Consider the following 15,626-nt stretch of genomic DNA (forward strand, 5'->3'; position numbering starts at 1 on the left):
GATACGCGGACCGGCGCGCGCGCCGGCCCGTTATCGGTCGGGTGTCAGGCGGCGCAGCCGGCCACTTCGTAGGGGCCGAGCTCACCGCCGAAAATATCGGCCTTGTAGGTGACCTGGTCGCGCGGGACGACCTTGTAGACCTCGAGAAGGTCGAACTGGGAGCTCGGGTTCTCCTTGCCGCGCACCACGAGCACGTCCTTGAAGCACTGGTGATCGTCGGCCCGGTAAAGGGTCGGCCCGTTGCCCATGCCGTCGAACTCGAAGCCCTCGAGCGCCTTGATCACCTCGGGCGGGTAGAAGGTGCCGGCGGTCTCGGCCGCGTTGGCGTAGAGGAGGGTCTGCACATAACAGGTGTGGGCGGCCTGCGAGGGCGGACGGCCATATTCCTGGCCGAACGACTTGGTGAAGGCGGCGGTGCCCTCGTCGGTCAGCTTCCAGTCCCAGTTGGAGGTGCCGAAAATGCCCTTCACCGCCTCGCCGGCGCCTTCGGCCATCAGCTCCGAATAGAGCGGCACGACGATCTCGAACTGCTTGCCGTTCACCTGCTTGTCGCGCATCCCGAACTGCACGGCCTGGGTGAGCGAGTTTACCATGTCGTTGCCGTAGTGGTTGAGGATGAGGACGTCGGCGCCCGAGTTCAGGACCGGCGTCAGATATTGCGAGAAGTCGCCGGCGCCGAGCGGGGTGCGGACGGTCTGCGCCGTCTCCCAGCCGAGGGCTTCGGTGGCGTTCTTGATCGATTCTTCCTGCGTCCAGCCCCAGGTATAATCGGCCGTCAGGTGATAGGCGCGGCGGTCCTTGCCCATCACTTCGGCGAGCACCGGGCCGAGCGCCTCGCCGGACATGTAGGCGTTGAAGAAGTGGCGGAATCCGTAGCGGCGCTTGTCCTTGCCCGTCGTGTCGTTCGAGTGGGTGAGGCCGCACATGTAGACGACGCCGATTTCCTGGGCGAGCGACTGCTGGGCGATCGCGACGCCGGAGGAGGAACCGCCGCCGAACATGATGACGCCGTCCTTCTCGATCATTCGGCGGGCCGAGGCGCGGGCGGCGTCGGACTTCGTCTGCGTGTCGCCGGTCACATACTCGACTTTCTTGCCGAGGATGCCGTTCCCCTTGAGGTTCGAGGGCTTCATCGTGTTCAGCATCCCGCCGTCGCCCTCGCCGTTGAGGTGCTTCACGGCGAGCTGATAGGCGCGCAGCTCGTCAGCGCCCTCGTCGGCATAGGAGCCGGTCTGCGGGACGTTGAAGCCGAGCACGACGCTCGCGCCCTTGGGGGCGTTACAGAAATTCGCTTGAGCCCAGGCGCCGCGGGTGAAGAAGGTCGGTACGGCCAGCGTGGCACCGGCGATCGCGGTGCCCTGTAAGAAGCCTCGGCGAGACGGACGCTCGAACTTGGTCATTGAAAAGTCCTCCCTTGGCTGAAGCTCTTGGCGTGGCTCCAATGCCTTATTTACGTCTAATTCAGCCTGTCTCGGCGTCACAAGGCAGAGGTTTGCGGTTGTCAAACATTTGTAAAAATCTGCTTCTGGGTGGGCGAAGACTGTAAACTCAATCACAAGGCGGTGACGCGTCCAGAATTAAGGCGCCGATCATTTTAGATGGGGCGAAAATGCCGGGGTACGGCGGTCGATTGGCGGACCTGAGGAGCGCCGTGTCAGAAAAAAGTATCCCCGACGCCTCGATTTGTTTCGCGTTTGGGCTTGCAAAGCGCTGTAAACTCGACACGCTAAGTGCACGGCACCTGTAAACGCGACAACAAGAACGGGGCCGTTGAGGAAACGGGCGAGGACGATATGACGACGGCGCAGCGCGTTCCGATCGGTGATCGGATTCGCACGCAACGCAGAACCGCCGGTGTGACGCAGCGCGATCTCGCGTCCGCCGTCGGCGTGTCGTCGGCCTATCTGTCGTTGATCGAGAGCGACAAGCGGCAGATCGGCGGACGCCTTCTCAACCGCATCGCCGAGCGGCTCGGCGTCCCGGCCGACGCCTTCACCGCCGTCAGCGACGATCGCCTCGCCGCCGATCTCGCCGAGGTCTCGCGGACGCTGCCGGACGGCTCTCCCGGCAACGCGGCCGGCCTCGTCGCCTATTCCCCGGACTGGGCGAGCGTCGTTCTCGAACTTCATGCCCGCGCGCTCACCGCGGAGGCGCGCGCCTTCCGACTCGCCGATCGGTTCGCCCGCGACCCGCAATGGATCTCCTTCGCGCACGATATTCTGAGCCGGATCACCTCGATCCGCGCCGCGTCCGAGATCCTGTCCGACTTCGACACGATGGAGGACGCGCACCGCCGCCGCTTCACCGAGACGCTCGCCTCCGAGAGTGCACGCCTCAGCGACGTCGCGCGCGAGATGATCAAGGCGCTCCAATCCGGCACCGCGGTCGATGCCGCGGGCGCGGACGTGCGCGAGGTCGACGCCTTCCTTCAGGACCGCAACAACTATTTCCACGCGATCGAGATGGCCGTCGAGGCGCTCGACGCGCCGCCCTTCGCGCAGACCGATCCGAGCGGCCGTTTCGCCGCCGCGTACGCCCTGATGGTGGAGGAACTCGGCGCGGTCGTAGAGGCCGAGCTCGGACGGCACCAGTTCCGCACCGAAGGCGCCGAGCGGCGCGCACGGGGGGCGCTCACGCGCTATGCGGCGGGGGCCTATCTCATGCCCTACGAGGCCTTCCACGACGCCGCCGTGGCGCTGCGCTATGATGTCGACGAGCTCGCCGCCCGCTTCGGCGCGAGCTTCGAGCAGATCGCCCATCGCCTCGCGACCTTGCGCCGGCCGGAGGCGGAGGGGGTGCCGTTCGCCTTTCTCCGGGTCGATCCGGCGGGCACGGTGTCGAAGCGCCTGTCGACGCCGACGCTGCGTCTGCCGCTGTTCGGTGCCTGCCCGCTCTGGGCCATCTACGAGGCATTCGGCCAGCCGGGGCGCACCATCGCCCAGCTCGCCGACCTCGAGGGTGAGCATTTCCTCTTCATCGCCCGCGCCGTCGAAAAGGCGCCGCGCCGCCAGGCCCAGCCGCCGACGCGCTTTGCGGTGATGCTCGGCGTCGACGCCGCCCACGCCGATGCGATCGTCTATGGCGACGCGTTCGCCTCCGGGCGGGAAAGCCTCATCACCCGCGCCGGCTACGAGTGCCTTTCCTGCAAGCGTCCGGGCTGTGGTCAGCGCGCCCATGGCGGACGGGAGGATTAGGCGATGACGCGGGTTTTGATCGTCGAGGACGAGCCGCACATCGCCGAGGCGCTCGTCTACCTGCTGGAGCGGGAGGGGATCACGGCGAAGGTGATCGCGAACGGCGAGGAGGCGATGACGGCGGTCGGCGATTACGACCTCATCGTGCTCGATATCATGCTGCCCGGTCGCTCCGGTTTCGACGTCGCCGAGGCTGTCCGGGGGCTCGCGGTGCGGCCGAAGACGTGCGTTCTCACCGCGAAGGGACAGGCCGCCGACCGGGCCCGCATGGAAGCGCTCGGCGTCGACGCGTTCGTGACGAAGCCCTTCTCCAATCGTGCGCTCATGGAGACCGTGCGCACGCTGCTCGCCGAGGCGTGAAGCGCGAGGAGCCTCCGCGCGCGCCGCCGGAGCCGATCGCCCCGGAACGGACGGACCTGCGCACCATCGTCGCCGTCGGCGGGCCGCTGCTCTTCACGCCGACGGCCCTTGCGCTCGCCCAGCGCGAATGGACGGTCTTCGGCGTTCCCTCGCTCGTCATCTACGTGTTCGCCGCCTGGCTTCTCGGGATCCTCCTGACGCGCCTTCTCAATCGCGGGATGCGGGACTGATGCTCGCTTCGCCCCTCGTCCTCGCGGTCGGAGGCTCCTACCTCGCGCTCCTCTTCGTCATCGCCTTCGCGACCGACAGGCTCGCGGCGGCGGGGCGCGGCGTCGGGCTCTTCTCGCCCGTCGTCTACACCCTGTCGCTCGCCGTCTACTGCACCTCGTGGACCTTCTATGGCGCGGTCGGAACGGCAGTGCGCTCGGGGCTCGAATTCGTCACGATCTATATCGGGCCGACCCTCGTCCTGATGGCCTGGTGGGTCTTCCTGCCGAAGCTCGTGCGGATCGCGAAGGCGCAGCGCATCACCTCGATCGCCGACTTCCTCTCTGCCCGCTACGGCAAGAGCCGCCCCGTTGCGGTGCTCGTCACATTGATCGCGATTGCCTCGATCACGCCATATATCGCGCTCCAACTCCTCGCCATCTCGCGCTCTTTCTCGGCGCTGGTCGGGGAGGGGGCGGACGGGGCCGATACCGGCTTCTGGGTGGCGGTCGCGATGTGCTTCTTCGTCTGCCTGTTCGGCACGCGCCGGCTGAACGCCGACGAGAGCCAACCCGGCATCGTCGCGGCGATCGCCTTCGAATCGGTGGTGAAGCTCGCCGCCTTGCTCGCGATCAGCCTCTTCGCGGTCCTCCTCATTCGGAGCGGCCCGGCGGAGGGGGCGGCGTTCGCCGATTGGCACGAGGCGATGCGCAACGTCGCCGCGATGCCGGCCGAGCGCAGCGTGCGGTGGGTGATCCTGTCCACCCTTTCGGCGATCGCGATCGTGTGCCTGCCGCGCCAGTTCCAGGTGACGGTGGTCGAAAATCGCGACGAGCGGCATCTCGCGGCGGCGTCGTGGCTCTTTCCGCTCTACCTTTTCCTGATCACGCTCGCGGTGCTGCCGATTGCGGCGGCCGGCCTCACCCATCTGCCGGCCGGAGCCGAGCCGGACCTCTTCGTCCTCACCGTACCACTCGCCGAAGGGGTGAGCGCGCTCGCGCTCGTCGCCTTCATCGGCGGACTGTCGGCCGCGACGTCGATGGTGATCGTCGCGTCGTTGGCGCTCGCGGTGATGATCTCCAACCATCTCGTCGCGCCGGAGCTCGCCGATCGGCCATCGCGCGAGGCGACGGGGCTCACCGCCGCCGTCCTCTTCACGCGGCGCGTCGCGATCGTCGTCATCCTGACGCTCGGCTATCTCTATAGCCGCGCCTCTGGGGCGGACAACGGGCTCGCCTCGATCGGGTTGATCGCCTTTGCCGGGGTCGCCCAATTCGCGCCGGCGCTCTTCGGTGGGCTGTTCTGGCGGCGGGCGAACCGGTTCGGGGCGACGGCCGGCCTCGTCGCGGGCGCGGCGGTGTGGATCGTCACGCTGCTTTTGCCGAGTTTCGGGGCGGGGGACGGGTTCGTCCTCGTCTTGCGCGAGCTCGTCCTCACCGAGCGGATGGCGTCGGGGCCGGGCGCGGTCGATCCGCTGGTGTTCGGCGTAACCTTGTCTCTCGCGCTCAACACCGCGCTCTACGTCGCCGTCTCGCTCGCGACCGAGGGGGCGGCGATCGACCAACTTCAGGCGACCTTGTTCGTCGACGCGCTCCATCGCGGCGGCCCGGAGCCCACCTTGCGCCGTTCCGTGAGCCGGCGCGATCTCTACCGCCTCACCCAGCGCATTCTGGGCCCGGCGCGCGCCCATGCGATGTTCGCCGAGGAGGGCGGCACGACCGACCATCAGGCGCTCGACAGCGCCTTCGTCTCGCACGTCGAGCGCGAGATCGGCTATGCCGTCGGCGCCGCCTCGGCGCACACCATGGTGACCCGCGTCGCAACGGGCGAGCCGCTCAGCGTCGACGCGGCGATCACCCTCTTGCGCGAGACGCAGGACGCGATCGAGGCGGCGCGCCATCTCGGCGTGCGCTCCGTCGAGCTCGAGCGCACCGCCGCCGAATTGCGCACGGCGAACGCGACGCTCACCGAATTGTTGCAGGAAAAGGACGATTTTCTGAGCCGCGTCAGCCACGAGATGCGCACGCCGCTGACGGCCGTACGCGCCTTTGCGGAGCTCCTGCGCGACGGCCCGGCCGACGCGGACCGCTCGGCCCGCTTCATCGAGATCATTTTCACCGAATCGGAGCGGCTCACCCGCCTGCTCGACGATATTCTCGACCTGTCACGGCTCGAAGCCGGAATTGCGCCGATCACCGTCAAGCGCGTCGACGCGGCGTCGATCGTCGCCGCATCCGCCGCGGCGATGGAGGGGTTTGCCGAGCGCAACGGCGTGACGATCAAGATCGACGCGCCGGCGCCGGTCCATGTGGCGGCGGACGGCGACCGGCTGAAGCAGGTGCTCGTCAACCTCATTTCGAACGCGGTGAAATTCCACGGCGATCCGCCGGAGGTGACGGTCGCCGTGGCGGCGGAGGAGGGGGCGGCGGTGCTGCGCGTCTCCGATCACGGGGCGGGTGTGCCGGACGGCCTCCGCCCGCGCCTCTTCACGAAGTTCGGCGCCGCCTGGGGCGCGAACACGCGGAACGGGGCGGGGCTCGGCCTTGCGATCTCACGGCAGATCATGGTCCGTCTCGGCGGCGATTTGAAGCTGGAGCGCAGCGGGCCGCGCGGCTCCACCTTTACCGCCGTGCTCCCGCTCGACCGCACGGGTTGAGCGGGCGCGGCGCGTCAGGCCGCGCTCACCTCATCCACGAAGAGGGACAGGATCGCCGCGCCGACATCCTCGCCGGGGGCGAGCAGGCGCTCCGGCGCGAGCTCGGTCATCGGCACGTCCGAATAACCGTAGGTGAGGCCGACCATCGGAATGCCGGCCGCGGCGGCTGTCTCCCGATCGATGCGGCTGTCGCCGACATAGACGCAGCGATCCTTGTCGCCGCCGGCGAGCGCGATCGTCTGGAGGAGGTGGGCGGGGTCGGGTTTTTTCACCGCGAACGTATCGCCGCCGGTGACGACGACGAATCGCGGGGAGAGGCCGAGCGCGTCGAGAAGCTGGCGGGCGAGCCCTTCGGCCTTGTTGGTGCAGACCGCGAGCGCGACATTTTCGACCGTCAGACGGTCGAGCGCGGCGAGGAGCTCCGGGAAGGGGCGGCTCAATTTATCGATCCGGCTCGCATAGTGGGTGAGGAACTCCTCGTGCGCGCGGTCGAGTTCGTCGGCACCGAGCGTCACCCCGTTGATGCGGAGGGCGCCTTCGATCATCGCGCGGGCGCCCATTCCGATTTCATAGCGCAGCCGCGCGGGATCGACGGTCGCGATGCCGCGTGCGGCGAGCACGACGTTGCAGGTGTCGACGAGGTCGGGCGCCGTATCGACGAGCGTTCCGTCGAGGTCGAACACGGCCAATCTATCCACTGTCATCATGTCTCGTGCGCTGATCGGGGGAGGCGAGAGGGGGGCATAGCGCACCCTTTGGGGGGTGGCCAGCCGCCAGACCTTGCAAGTTGCGGCGCGAATTGCTTCAAGCCGACGATGCAATGCTGCCTGTTTAGGGATGCCCCGATGCGTACCACCTCTCTGATTGCCGCGCTCTTCGCCGGCCTCGTGATGGCGGGACCCGCCGCCGCACAGAACGAAGCGCCTGCTCCGCAGCCGGCGCAGACGGACGAGGACTTCACCCAATCCCACCTGCAGGCCGCGCAGGATGTGATCGATCTGACCCATTCCGACGAAGGGTTCGACGACATCCTGCCCCGCCTCGCCGAGCAGACCCGCGGGGTCTTCATCCGGTCCAATCCCGCGCTGACGCGTGAGATCGAGGACACGGTGATGGAGATCGCGATCGATTTCGCAAAGCGCCGCGTCGAGCTGTCGAACACGATGCAGCTCGTTTGGGCGCGCCGCTTTTCCGAGGAGGAGCTCAACGAGCTGAAGGCGTTCTTCGAATCGCCGGTCGGCACGAAGTTCGCCGAGGAGACCCCGGTGATCACCGCACTGTCGATCGGTGCGGCACGCCAGTGGGAAGAGCGTCTGTCGAACGAGATGGTCGAGGCGACGCGCGCCAAGCTGCGCGAAGACGGCCTGCTCTAAGGCGCACGCGTCCCGCGATCGCGGGGCGCGGGCGGTGTTTTCACCGCCCTCTTAATGTCGGGAGCGGTGCGCTCACCGCCCTTTGATCATGGCGTGAAGTGGCGCCCTTTGCCGGCCCGGTTGGACGGTTCATGTCCAGGCGGGCCGCGCTTTCTGCCGAGCGTTCGCGGCGCGCGAGCCGTGTCGCGCTCCGCCGGCATGTCCGAGCGCGGATCTGATCCGCGCCCGACACGGACGCAATCGGCGAATCCGCGCCCATATGACGAGCGGATTTGACGCGGGCGCAGTGGCGCCCCGGTGGATGCCGGCGATGTCGGCGACGATCGGTGCCGGCGACCGTCGGTGCCGACGAGGCAAGGAGCGGACTGGTGAGCCAATACGATTACGACCTTTTCGTCATCGGCGCTGGCTCCGGCGGGGTGCGCGCGGCGCGGATCGCCGCCCAACACGGCGCGAAAGTGGCGATCGCCGAGGAACATCGCGTCGGCGGCACATGCGTCATTCGCGGCTGCGTGCCGAAGAAGCTGATGGTCTACGCCTCGCAATTCTCCGAGCATTTCGAGGACGCGGCCGGCTATGGCTGGACGAGCGGCGAAGCGACCTTCGACTGGCCGACCTTCATCGGCCACAAGGACCGCGAGATCGACCGCCTCAACGCGATCTATATCCGCAATCTGACGAATTCCGGCGTCGAGCTGTTCATGAGCAGCGCCGCCATCGAGGGGCCGCACCAGGTGCGCATCGCGATGGAAGAGCGCACCGTGACGGCGCGCGTGATCCTCGTGGCGACCGGCGGCCGGCCCTGGCTCGACACCACGCTTCCCGGCATCGAGCACGTCGTCACCTCGAACGAGGTGTTTTATCTGAAGAGGCAGCCGAAGCGCCTTCTCGTCGCCGGTGGTGGCTATATCGCGGTGGAGTTTGCCGGGATCTTCAACGGCCTCGGCACGGAGACGACGCTGATTTATCGCGGCTCCGAGATCCTGCGCGGCTTCGACGACGAATTGCGCGGCAATCTGCGCGCCGAGATGGAGAAGAAGGGCGTCGATTTCCGCTTCGACACGATCTTCACCAACATCGAGAAGCGGGGCGAGGAACTCCTCGCCACCACGCGGTCGGGCGAGACGCTCGCCGCCGACGCGATCCTCTTCGCCACAGGCCGCCGGCCGGCGACCGAAGGGCTCGGCCTCGATGCGGTTGGGGTGACGCTCAACGAGCGCGGCGCGGTGTGCGTCGACCATGAAAGCCGGACCTCCGTCCCGTCGATCTACGCGATCGGCGACGTGACGGACCGCATCAATCTCACCCCCGTCGCGATCCGCGAGGGCCACGCTTTCGCCGACACCGTGTTCGGCGACACCCCGCGCAAGGTCGACCACACGCTGGTCCCGACGGCGGTGTTCTCCCAGCCCGAGCTCGGCACCGTCGGCCTCACCGAGGAGGAGGCGCTCGAGGTCTATGATGCGGTCGACGTCTACGCGACGAGCTTCCGTCCGATGCTCCACACGCTGACCGGGCGGGACGAGCGCACGTTCATGAAGGTCATCGTCGATGGCGAGACCGACCGCGTCCTCGGCGTCCATGTCATGGGGCACGGGGCGGGCGAGTTGGCCCAGGTTCTCGGCATCGCCGTCAAAATGGGTGCGACCAAGGCCGACTTCGACGCCACCGTCGCCGTTCATCCCACCGCGGCGGAGGAGCTCGTCACGATGCGCTCCCCGACCCGCCAGCTTCGTCGCGAGGCAGCTTGAGCTTTTCGGTTTTCGGATACGGATCACTGGTCAACCGGGCGACGCTGCCCGAGACGATCGACGTGCGGCCCGCGCGGGTCAAAGGTTGGCGCCGCGCCTGGCGCGCCTCGAGCCGCGAGGTGACGGGCGGCGTGTGCGCGGTGTCGGTCATGGAGGACGCGGGGAGCGAGATCGAGGGCCTACTGTGCACCTTCGATGATACCTATTGGCCGACGATCGAAGCGCGAGAATATCGCTATGACGCGATCCCGCTTTCGGGGGCCGACTACGCGGACGGCCTGTCGCTCGATGGGCCGATGCTGATCTTCAAAGCGTCTGCCGGGTCCGATCATTTCGGCGACGAAGACAATCCCATCACGCTCAGTTATATCGACTGCATCCTGCAAGGCTTCTTGCGAGAATTCGGCGCCGACGGCGTGTCTCGCTTCATGGAGACCACGGAAGGTTGGTCCGTTCCGATCGTCGACGATCGCGCCAAACCGAGGTATCCTCGTGCGCAACAATTGAGCGCCGATGAGCGAAAATTGGTCGATCGGATGCTATCAAATGTTGACGCGAGGCTCTTGCCGGCGGATGACGGCGGTCCGCCGCGAAACAGTTGGTGAGTGCCATGATCTCGAACGCGAAAACCTGGAGTCCCTCAAGCTGGCGTGCAAAGCCGGCCAAGCAATTGCCCGAGTATCCGGATGAGGATGCCGTGCGTGCCGTCGAGGCGCGTCTTGCGTCCTATCCGCCGCTGGTGTTTGCCGGTGAAGCTCGCGCCCTCAAGGCCGAGCTCGCCCGCGTCGCCGAGGGCAACGGTTTCCTGCTGCAGGGCGGCGACTGCGCGGAGGCCTTTGCCGAGCACCATCCCGACGGGATCCGGGACTTTTTTCGCGTCTTTCTACAGATGGCCGTCGTCCTCACCTACGGCGCCGCCTCTCCGGTGACGAAGGTGGGCCGCATCGCCGGCCAATTCGCCAAGCCGCGGTCCTCGGCGGTCGAGACGCAGGACGGCGTGGAGCTGCCGTCCTATCGCGGTGACATCGTCAACGACATCGCCTTCACGCCCGAAGGCCGTACGCCCAATCCGGAGCGGATGGAGATGGCGTTCCGTCAGTCGGCCGCGACGCTCAACCTTTTGCGCGCCTTCGCGCAGGGTGGTTATGCGAACCTCGACAACGTCCACACCTGGATGCTGGGATTTGTGGAGGATTCGCCGCAGGGCCATCGATACCGTAACTTGGCTGACCGGATTTCCGAGAGCCTCGATTTCATGCGCGCCTGCGGCATCGAATCGAAGAACACGCCGCAGCTTCAGTCGACCGACCTCTTCACCAGCCACGAGGCGCTGCTTCTCGGCTACGAGGAGGCGTTCACCCGCGTCGATTCCCTGACGGGCGATTATTACGACACGTCCGGCCACATGATCTGGATCGGCGATCGCACCCGTCAGCCGGACCATGCGCACGTCGAATATTGCCGCGGCGTGAAGAACCCGCTCGGTCTCAAATGCGGCCCGTCGCTGTCGCCGGACGGCCTTCTCGAGCTGCTCGACGTCCTCAACCCGCAGAACGAGTCGGGTCGGATGACGCTGATCTGCCGCTTCGGGGCGGACAAGGTGATGGATCATCTTCCGGCGCTGATCCGGGCGGTGGAGCGGGAAGGGCGCAAGGTCGTCTGGTCCTGCGATCCGATGCACGGCAACACCGTGTCGATGGCCGGCTACAAGACGCGGCCGTTCGACCGGATCGTGAAGGAGGTTCAGTCCTTCTTCGCCGTGCACCGGGACGAGGGCACCCACGCCGGCGGCATCCATATCGAGATGACCGGCACCAATGTGACCGAGTGCACCGGCGGCGCGCGGGCGGTGACGGCCGACACGTTGTCGGACCGCTACCACACCCATTGCGACCCGCGTCTCAACGCCGAGCAGGCGATCGAGCTCGCTTTCCTGATGGCCGAGAACCTTCAGGCCGAGAAGAAGGGAAAGGGCGCCCGCGTCGCGGCGTAGACCCGCGCCTCGGTCCGTCCGGAGCGATCAGAAGGAAAGGCGTGGCCCAAGGGGCCGCGCCTTTTTTCGTAGGGTGGGCGAGGGGCGCCAGGAATTGGGAAGGCCGAACACCATCCAAATACCGCGATTGCGATGATCGGGATCAAAGCATCGCCACACTGACGCGCGATGATGGGGTGTGTTGGGCGCCGATGGTGCGCTTTGGTCATAAAAAAGCCCGCACGGAGCCTGGCTGATAAAGAAGAATGCCAGATTATTGCTTTATTTGCTGGACGCGCCGCCCCGAGCCTGTCATGACGTTCCCGTGAACTCGCGGGTGGGCAGCAAGGTTTGGCTGCCCTAGCCTTAGGTTCGGACGGATAGCGTGAGCCGTTGCGCCGCATGGGAGTAGATCTCCTGTCAGCGCATTGTCGCTCGCACTGTGATTGCCTCGCGATGATGCCTCGGTTCTGCAGCGGCCGTGGCATCGGAGACGATAAAAACAAACGGCGAGGCATTATCCCTGACGGCATGGTCTTTATGGCCATGCCGTCTCTTCACGTCCGGCGATCGATTCTCTTCCGAATATACTGGCCCTCGTGTCGCAGTGCGGTATAATGCCGGGCCGGTTGGCGCGCGCCTTGGCGCCGCGTCGTCGGTGCGAACCTGCGCCTCGGTGAGGCCGCGCGGCCCGGCGGGGCGCTCGAAGCGCACAGTGCACGTGCGATTCGCAAGGCGTTCCGGCGCTTTGCGGCCGGTTCGCCGGAACATTTCGTCGTCTCCCCCTCCGCCGAAAGGGACTTCAGCGAACGTGAACATGCCGACCCCGTCGCTCCGCCGTCCGTCGCTGCACTGCAGTATCGCGCCGCCACGCGCCACGAAGGCGTCCCATGCTCGGTAACGGATCCCAGCCGTTCGAGCCGGGCCCTCTGCCGCGAACCGCGCTCGTGACCGGCGGAGCCGGTGCGCTCGGCTTTGCGATCTGCGAGCGGCTCGCCGCGGCGGGCAACCGTGTCGCAATGATCGATATCGGGGACGACGTCGCCGAGCGCGCCGCGACGCTGCCCGACGGTTTCGGCCTCACCTGCGACGTCTCGGATGACGACGCGCTCCGCCGCGCCTACGGCGAATCCGTGCAGGCGCTCGGACCGATCGGCATCGTCGTCCATGCGGCCGGCATCGTCTCGGTCGCTCCCTTCCTCGACACCGACCGGGCGACCTTCGATCGCACGATGGCGGTCAATGTCGGCGCCGCATTCGGCCTCTTTCAGCTCGCCGGACGCGACATGGTGGAGCGCGGCGCCGCGGGCCGCCTCGTCTCGATCACCTCGATCGCCGGCGTGCGCGCCGGGTATGGCCGCACCGCCTACGGCACCTCCAAGGCGGCGCTGATCCACCTCATGAGCCAGCTCTCGCTGGAACTCGGTCCCTACGGCATCACCGCCAATTCGGTGGCGCCCGGTCCCGTCGACACGCCCTTTTCCCGCGAGGTGCACACCGCCGAGACGCGGGCGGACTATATCCGCACGATTCCCCTCGGTCGCTTCGGGGAGGAGGCCGAGGTCGCGCACGCGGTCGCCTTCCTCGCCTCGCCGGAGGCCAACTATATTTCGGGCCAGACGCTCTATGTCGACGGCGGCTATATGTCGGCCGGCGTCGGCGTCTCGATGGCGCAGAGCGCGGCGGCTGTCCGCCGACCGGCCGGCGTGCGGCGCGAGCCGGAGTAAGATCCCGGCCTGGAGCGCGTGCAAGCTCCAGGCACGCTTCAGGCGCTAGCGTTCCCCGCGGTCGTCGCGAACGGGAAGCCAGCGATGCTGAAGTCATTCAATGCCGCGCTGTCTTCGCTCGCCCGCGATCAGCCGTTCGATCGGTTCGCCGACATGGCGGAGCTCATGCTCGACGCCGCGGTGGCGATCGTCGACCTCAACCCGGAGCCGGTCCTCGTCGGGCGCGGCCGGGCGGCCTCGGCGATCACGCCCTGGGTGGTCGAACTCGCCCTCAATGCCGAGACCGTCGATCTCGCCGCGCTGCGCGACGGGGAGGCAGCGCTTGCCGGCGCGCCGCTGCCCTTCGCGCCGCCCTTCGCCCGTGTCGTCAAGATCGAGTTGACGAGCGGGGCCCGGCGCAATCTGTGTCTCGTCTTCCCGCTGGCGCCCGGCCTTCTCGTCCGGCGCGCCAAGCGGTTCGGTGCGGAGGGCAACCGTTTCCTCGGTGAGTTCGCGCTGATTCAACGATATCGCGCCGAGTTGCGGCGCCACGTGAAGATGTTCGGCCATGTCGAGCGGACCGCCAAGATCGGCGTCTGGGAGGCGGACCCGCATTCGCGCGAGCAGGACTGGTCGGACGAGGTCTTCCGCATTCATGGTCTCCCCACCGGCCTCGCCCCGCTCATCGACGAGACGATCGCGAGCTATCCCGAGCCCGGTCGCCAGCGCCTCGCGCAAGCGTTTCGCGACCTCGAGCACAGCGGCACGGTGTGCGATCTCACCTTGCCCTATGTCACGCCCGACGGGATCGAACGGACCGTTCACATCATCGGCGAGATGCAACGCGGTGGCGAGCAGGGCGACCGTCTCGTCGGCATCTTTCAGGATCGGACGACCCAGCATAAAGCGAACGAGCGGCTCTGGTGGATGGCGAACCATGACAGCCTCACCGGCCTGCCGAACCGCGCGCTCTTCGCCGACCGGTTTCGCCTCGCCCTCCAGCGCCGGCGGCGCACCAACGCGCTCGTCTGCCTCGTCCTCGTCGACGTCGACGATTTCAAGCGCGTCAACGACACGCTCGGCCACGCGGCTGGGGACGAGCTTCTGAAGCTCGTGGCGAAGCATCTCAACGAGGGGACCCGCGCGAACGACACGGTGGCGCGAACGGGCGGTGACGAATTTTCGATCGTCCTCGAGGATCTGCGCAGCCACGAAGACGTCGAGATGGTGCTCGAACGTCTGCGGAGTGCCCTCCGCGTCGGACTCGTCTGGGGCGAGCGGTCGATGCATGTGACGCTGAGCGCCGGTGTCGCGATCGCGCCCGATCACGGGCTGACGGAGCACGACCTCACCACCGCGGCCGACCTCGCCCTCTACCGGATGAAGGCGACGCCGGAGCCGGCGCTCGAAATCTACCGGCCCGTGCTCGGGCAGATCGCGGACGAGCGCAACCGCGCTCTCGCCCGCGCACGCGACGCGCTGCTCGAAGGGCGCATCGTGCCGGCCTACCGGCCGAAGGTGGAGGTCGCGACGGGCCGTGTCGTCGGCCTCGCGGCGGGCGCGAGCTGGGCCGACGGGGGCGTGTCGCCCGGAGCGGACTGGGCGGTCATCGTCGAAGACGCGGACCTTGCCGTGAAGATCGGCCATCATGTCACGAAACGCGCCGTCCAGGAAATCGGCGCCCTCAGCCGCGCACTCGGGGAGCCGTTCGCCTTGTCGGTCAACGCGTCGGTGGCGGAGCTGATGCGATCGGACTTTCTCGAACGGGTCGCAAGCCTCTCGTACGAGCGACTGCCAGGCGATCCGGCGATCACGGTCGAGATTGCCGAGAGCATCCTCCTCGACGACGGGCTCGGCAGGCTGGCGGCGCGGCTTCGGCAGGCGGCGGACGCCGGCGTCCGCTTCGCTCTCGGCGATTTCGGGCAAGGCTACGGCTCGCTCGTCCACGCATCGACGCTGCCCCTATCGGAGGTGAGGCTCGCCAAACGCCTCCTTGCCGACATCGACGCCGATCCCGCCAACATGACGGTGGTCCGCGCGATCATCGCGTTCGCGCGGGCGCTCGATCTCGACCTCGTCTTCGACGGGATCGCGACGGAGGCGGACGCCAGAGCGCTCGCTGAGCTCGGCGTATCGTTCGCGCATGGGCCATATTTCGCGCCCGCTTTGCCGATCGACGCGTTGCGAGCCTATCTCTCCGGCGAAAACGGCATCGTCGATCGCCGCCACCCCGGTCCCATCGAGCCGCCACCCGGCGGGCTGGTGTGCGACGCGACGCTGTCCTAATCGTTCACGGTCGGCGCGATCGATGCGATCGGTGTCGCCACCGGGTTTCATCCGCGCCTTGGCCGTATGGCCGAAAGTGTGCTCTATCCTCCAACAATTGGAGGACCTGATGTTCGCCCCG

12 protein-coding genes are annotated in these 15,626 nt (G+C 67.3%); 10 read left to right on the forward strand and 2 right to left on the reverse strand.

The genetic code is table 11. The annotated features are described in order from the left end of the window. Positions 1–44 precede the first annotated feature (44 nt). Positions 45–1,400, reverse strand: a complete 1,356-nt coding sequence (locus L1787_RS05325) for an ABC transporter substrate-binding protein (RefSeq protein WP_235707497.1) — start codon at positions 1,398–1,400, stop codon at positions 45–47. Positions 1,401–1,793: 393 nt separating this feature from the next. On the opposite strand from L1787_RS05325, the gene L1787_RS05330 reads away from it, so the two are divergent. Genes L1787_RS05330 through L1787_RS05345 form a run of 4 tightly spaced genes read left to right on the forward strand, consistent with a single transcriptional unit; the run spans position 1,794 to position 6,417 of the window. Beyond that, positions 1,794–3,194 (forward strand): helix-turn-helix domain-containing protein, encoded by a 1,401-nt coding sequence (locus L1787_RS05330; RefSeq protein WP_235707498.1) that lies wholly within the window; start codon positions 1,794–1,796, stop codon positions 3,192–3,194. Between the two features lie 3 nt (positions 3,195–3,197). Continuing rightward, entirely contained in the window at positions 3,198–3,554 is a 357-nt protein-coding gene (locus L1787_RS05335; RefSeq protein ID WP_235707499.1) for a response regulator transcription factor, read from the forward strand. Beyond that, entirely contained in the window at positions 3,551–3,784 is a 234-nt protein-coding gene (locus L1787_RS05340; protein ID WP_235707500.1) for a hypothetical protein, read from the forward strand. The genes L1787_RS05335 and L1787_RS05340 overlap by 4 nt, the downstream gene beginning before the upstream one ends. Continuing rightward, on the forward strand, positions 3,784–6,417 hold the full coding sequence (locus L1787_RS05345) for a sensor histidine kinase (RefSeq protein WP_235707501.1): 2,634 nt from the start codon (positions 3,784–3,786) through the stop codon (positions 6,415–6,417). The genes L1787_RS05340 and L1787_RS05345 overlap by 1 nt, the downstream gene beginning before the upstream one ends. Before the next feature lie 14 nt (positions 6,418–6,431). Here the strand turns inward: L1787_RS05345 and gph are convergent, their stop codons facing one another. Next, positions 6,432–7,115: a phosphoglycolate phosphatase gene (gene gph / locus L1787_RS05350; RefSeq protein WP_235707502.1), complete on the reverse strand. Its 684-nt coding sequence runs from the start codon at positions 7,113–7,115 to the stop codon at positions 6,432–6,434. Between the two features lie 147 nt (positions 7,116–7,262). On the opposite strand from gph, the gene L1787_RS05355 reads away from it, so the two are divergent. The 6 genes from L1787_RS05355 to L1787_RS05380 all read left to right on the forward strand — a co-directional run bounded on the left by L1787_RS05355 (position 7,263) and on the right by L1787_RS05380 (position 15,505). Next, positions 7,263–7,790, forward strand: coding sequence for a DUF2059 domain-containing protein (locus tag L1787_RS05355; protein WP_235707503.1), 528 nt, complete (start codon positions 7,263–7,265; stop codon positions 7,788–7,790). Between the two features lie 368 nt (positions 7,791–8,158). Next, the gene (gene gor, locus L1787_RS05360; RefSeq protein ID WP_235707504.1) at positions 8,159–9,541 is read left to right on the forward strand and encodes a glutathione-disulfide reductase; all 1,383 of its coding nucleotides are present in this window, start codon (positions 8,159–8,161) and stop codon (positions 9,539–9,541) included. Further along, positions 9,538–10,146: a gamma-glutamylcyclotransferase family protein gene (locus tag L1787_RS05365; RefSeq protein WP_235707505.1), complete on the forward strand. Its 609-nt coding sequence runs from the start codon at positions 9,538–9,540 to the stop codon at positions 10,144–10,146. The genes gor and L1787_RS05365 overlap by 4 nt, the downstream gene beginning before the upstream one ends. 5 nt (positions 10,147–10,151) lie before the next feature. Further along, the gene (locus L1787_RS05370) at positions 10,152–11,534 is read left to right on the forward strand and encodes a class II 3-deoxy-7-phosphoheptulonate synthase (protein WP_235707506.1); all 1,383 of its coding nucleotides are present in this window, start codon (positions 10,152–10,154) and stop codon (positions 11,532–11,534) included. A gap of 869 nt (positions 11,535–12,403) precedes the next feature. Continuing rightward, positions 12,404–13,240 (forward strand): SDR family NAD(P)-dependent oxidoreductase, encoded by an 837-nt coding sequence (locus L1787_RS05375; protein ID WP_235707507.1) that lies wholly within the window; start codon positions 12,404–12,406, stop codon positions 13,238–13,240. 84 nt (positions 13,241–13,324) lie between these two features. Then, a complete protein-coding gene (locus L1787_RS05380) occupies positions 13,325–15,505 on the forward strand; it encodes a putative bifunctional diguanylate cyclase/phosphodiesterase (protein WP_235707508.1) in 2,181 nt (726 codons plus the stop codon). Positions 15,506–15,626 lie beyond the last annotated feature (121 nt).

This window comes from Acuticoccus kalidii, from assembly GCF_021556395.1.
In the GTDB taxonomy this organism is placed as follows: domain Bacteria; phylum Pseudomonadota; class Alphaproteobacteria; order Rhizobiales; family Amorphaceae; genus Acuticoccus; species Acuticoccus kalidii.

Excerpts from the sequence above, each read along its gene's own strand:
- L1787_RS05370 (WP_235707506.1), top strand. The coding sequence starts at position 10,152 with ATGATCTCGAACGCGAAAACCTGGAGTCCCTCAAGCTGGCGTGCAAAG.
- L1787_RS05325 (WP_235707497.1), bottom strand. The coding sequence starts at position 1,400 with ATGACCAAGTTCGAGCGTCCGTCTCGCCGAGGCTTCTTACAGGGCACC.
- L1787_RS05355 (WP_235707503.1), top strand. The coding sequence starts at position 7,263 with ATGCGTACCACCTCTCTGATTGCCGCGCTCTTCGCCGGCCTCGTGATG.
- L1787_RS05345 (WP_235707501.1), top strand. The coding sequence starts at position 3,784 with ATGCTCGCTTCGCCCCTCGTCCTCGCGGTCGGAGGCTCCTACCTCGCG.
- L1787_RS05330 (WP_235707498.1), top strand. The coding sequence starts at position 1,794 with ATGACGACGGCGCAGCGCGTTCCGATCGGTGATCGGATTCGCACGCAA.
- L1787_RS05380 (WP_235707508.1), top strand. The coding sequence starts at position 13,325 with ATGCTGAAGTCATTCAATGCCGCGCTGTCTTCGCTCGCCCGCGATCAG.
- L1787_RS05375 (WP_235707507.1), top strand. The coding sequence starts at position 12,404 with ATGCTCGGTAACGGATCCCAGCCGTTCGAGCCGGGCCCTCTGCCGCGA.
- L1787_RS05335 (WP_235707499.1), top strand. The coding sequence starts at position 3,198 with ATGACGCGGGTTTTGATCGTCGAGGACGAGCCGCACATCGCCGAGGCG.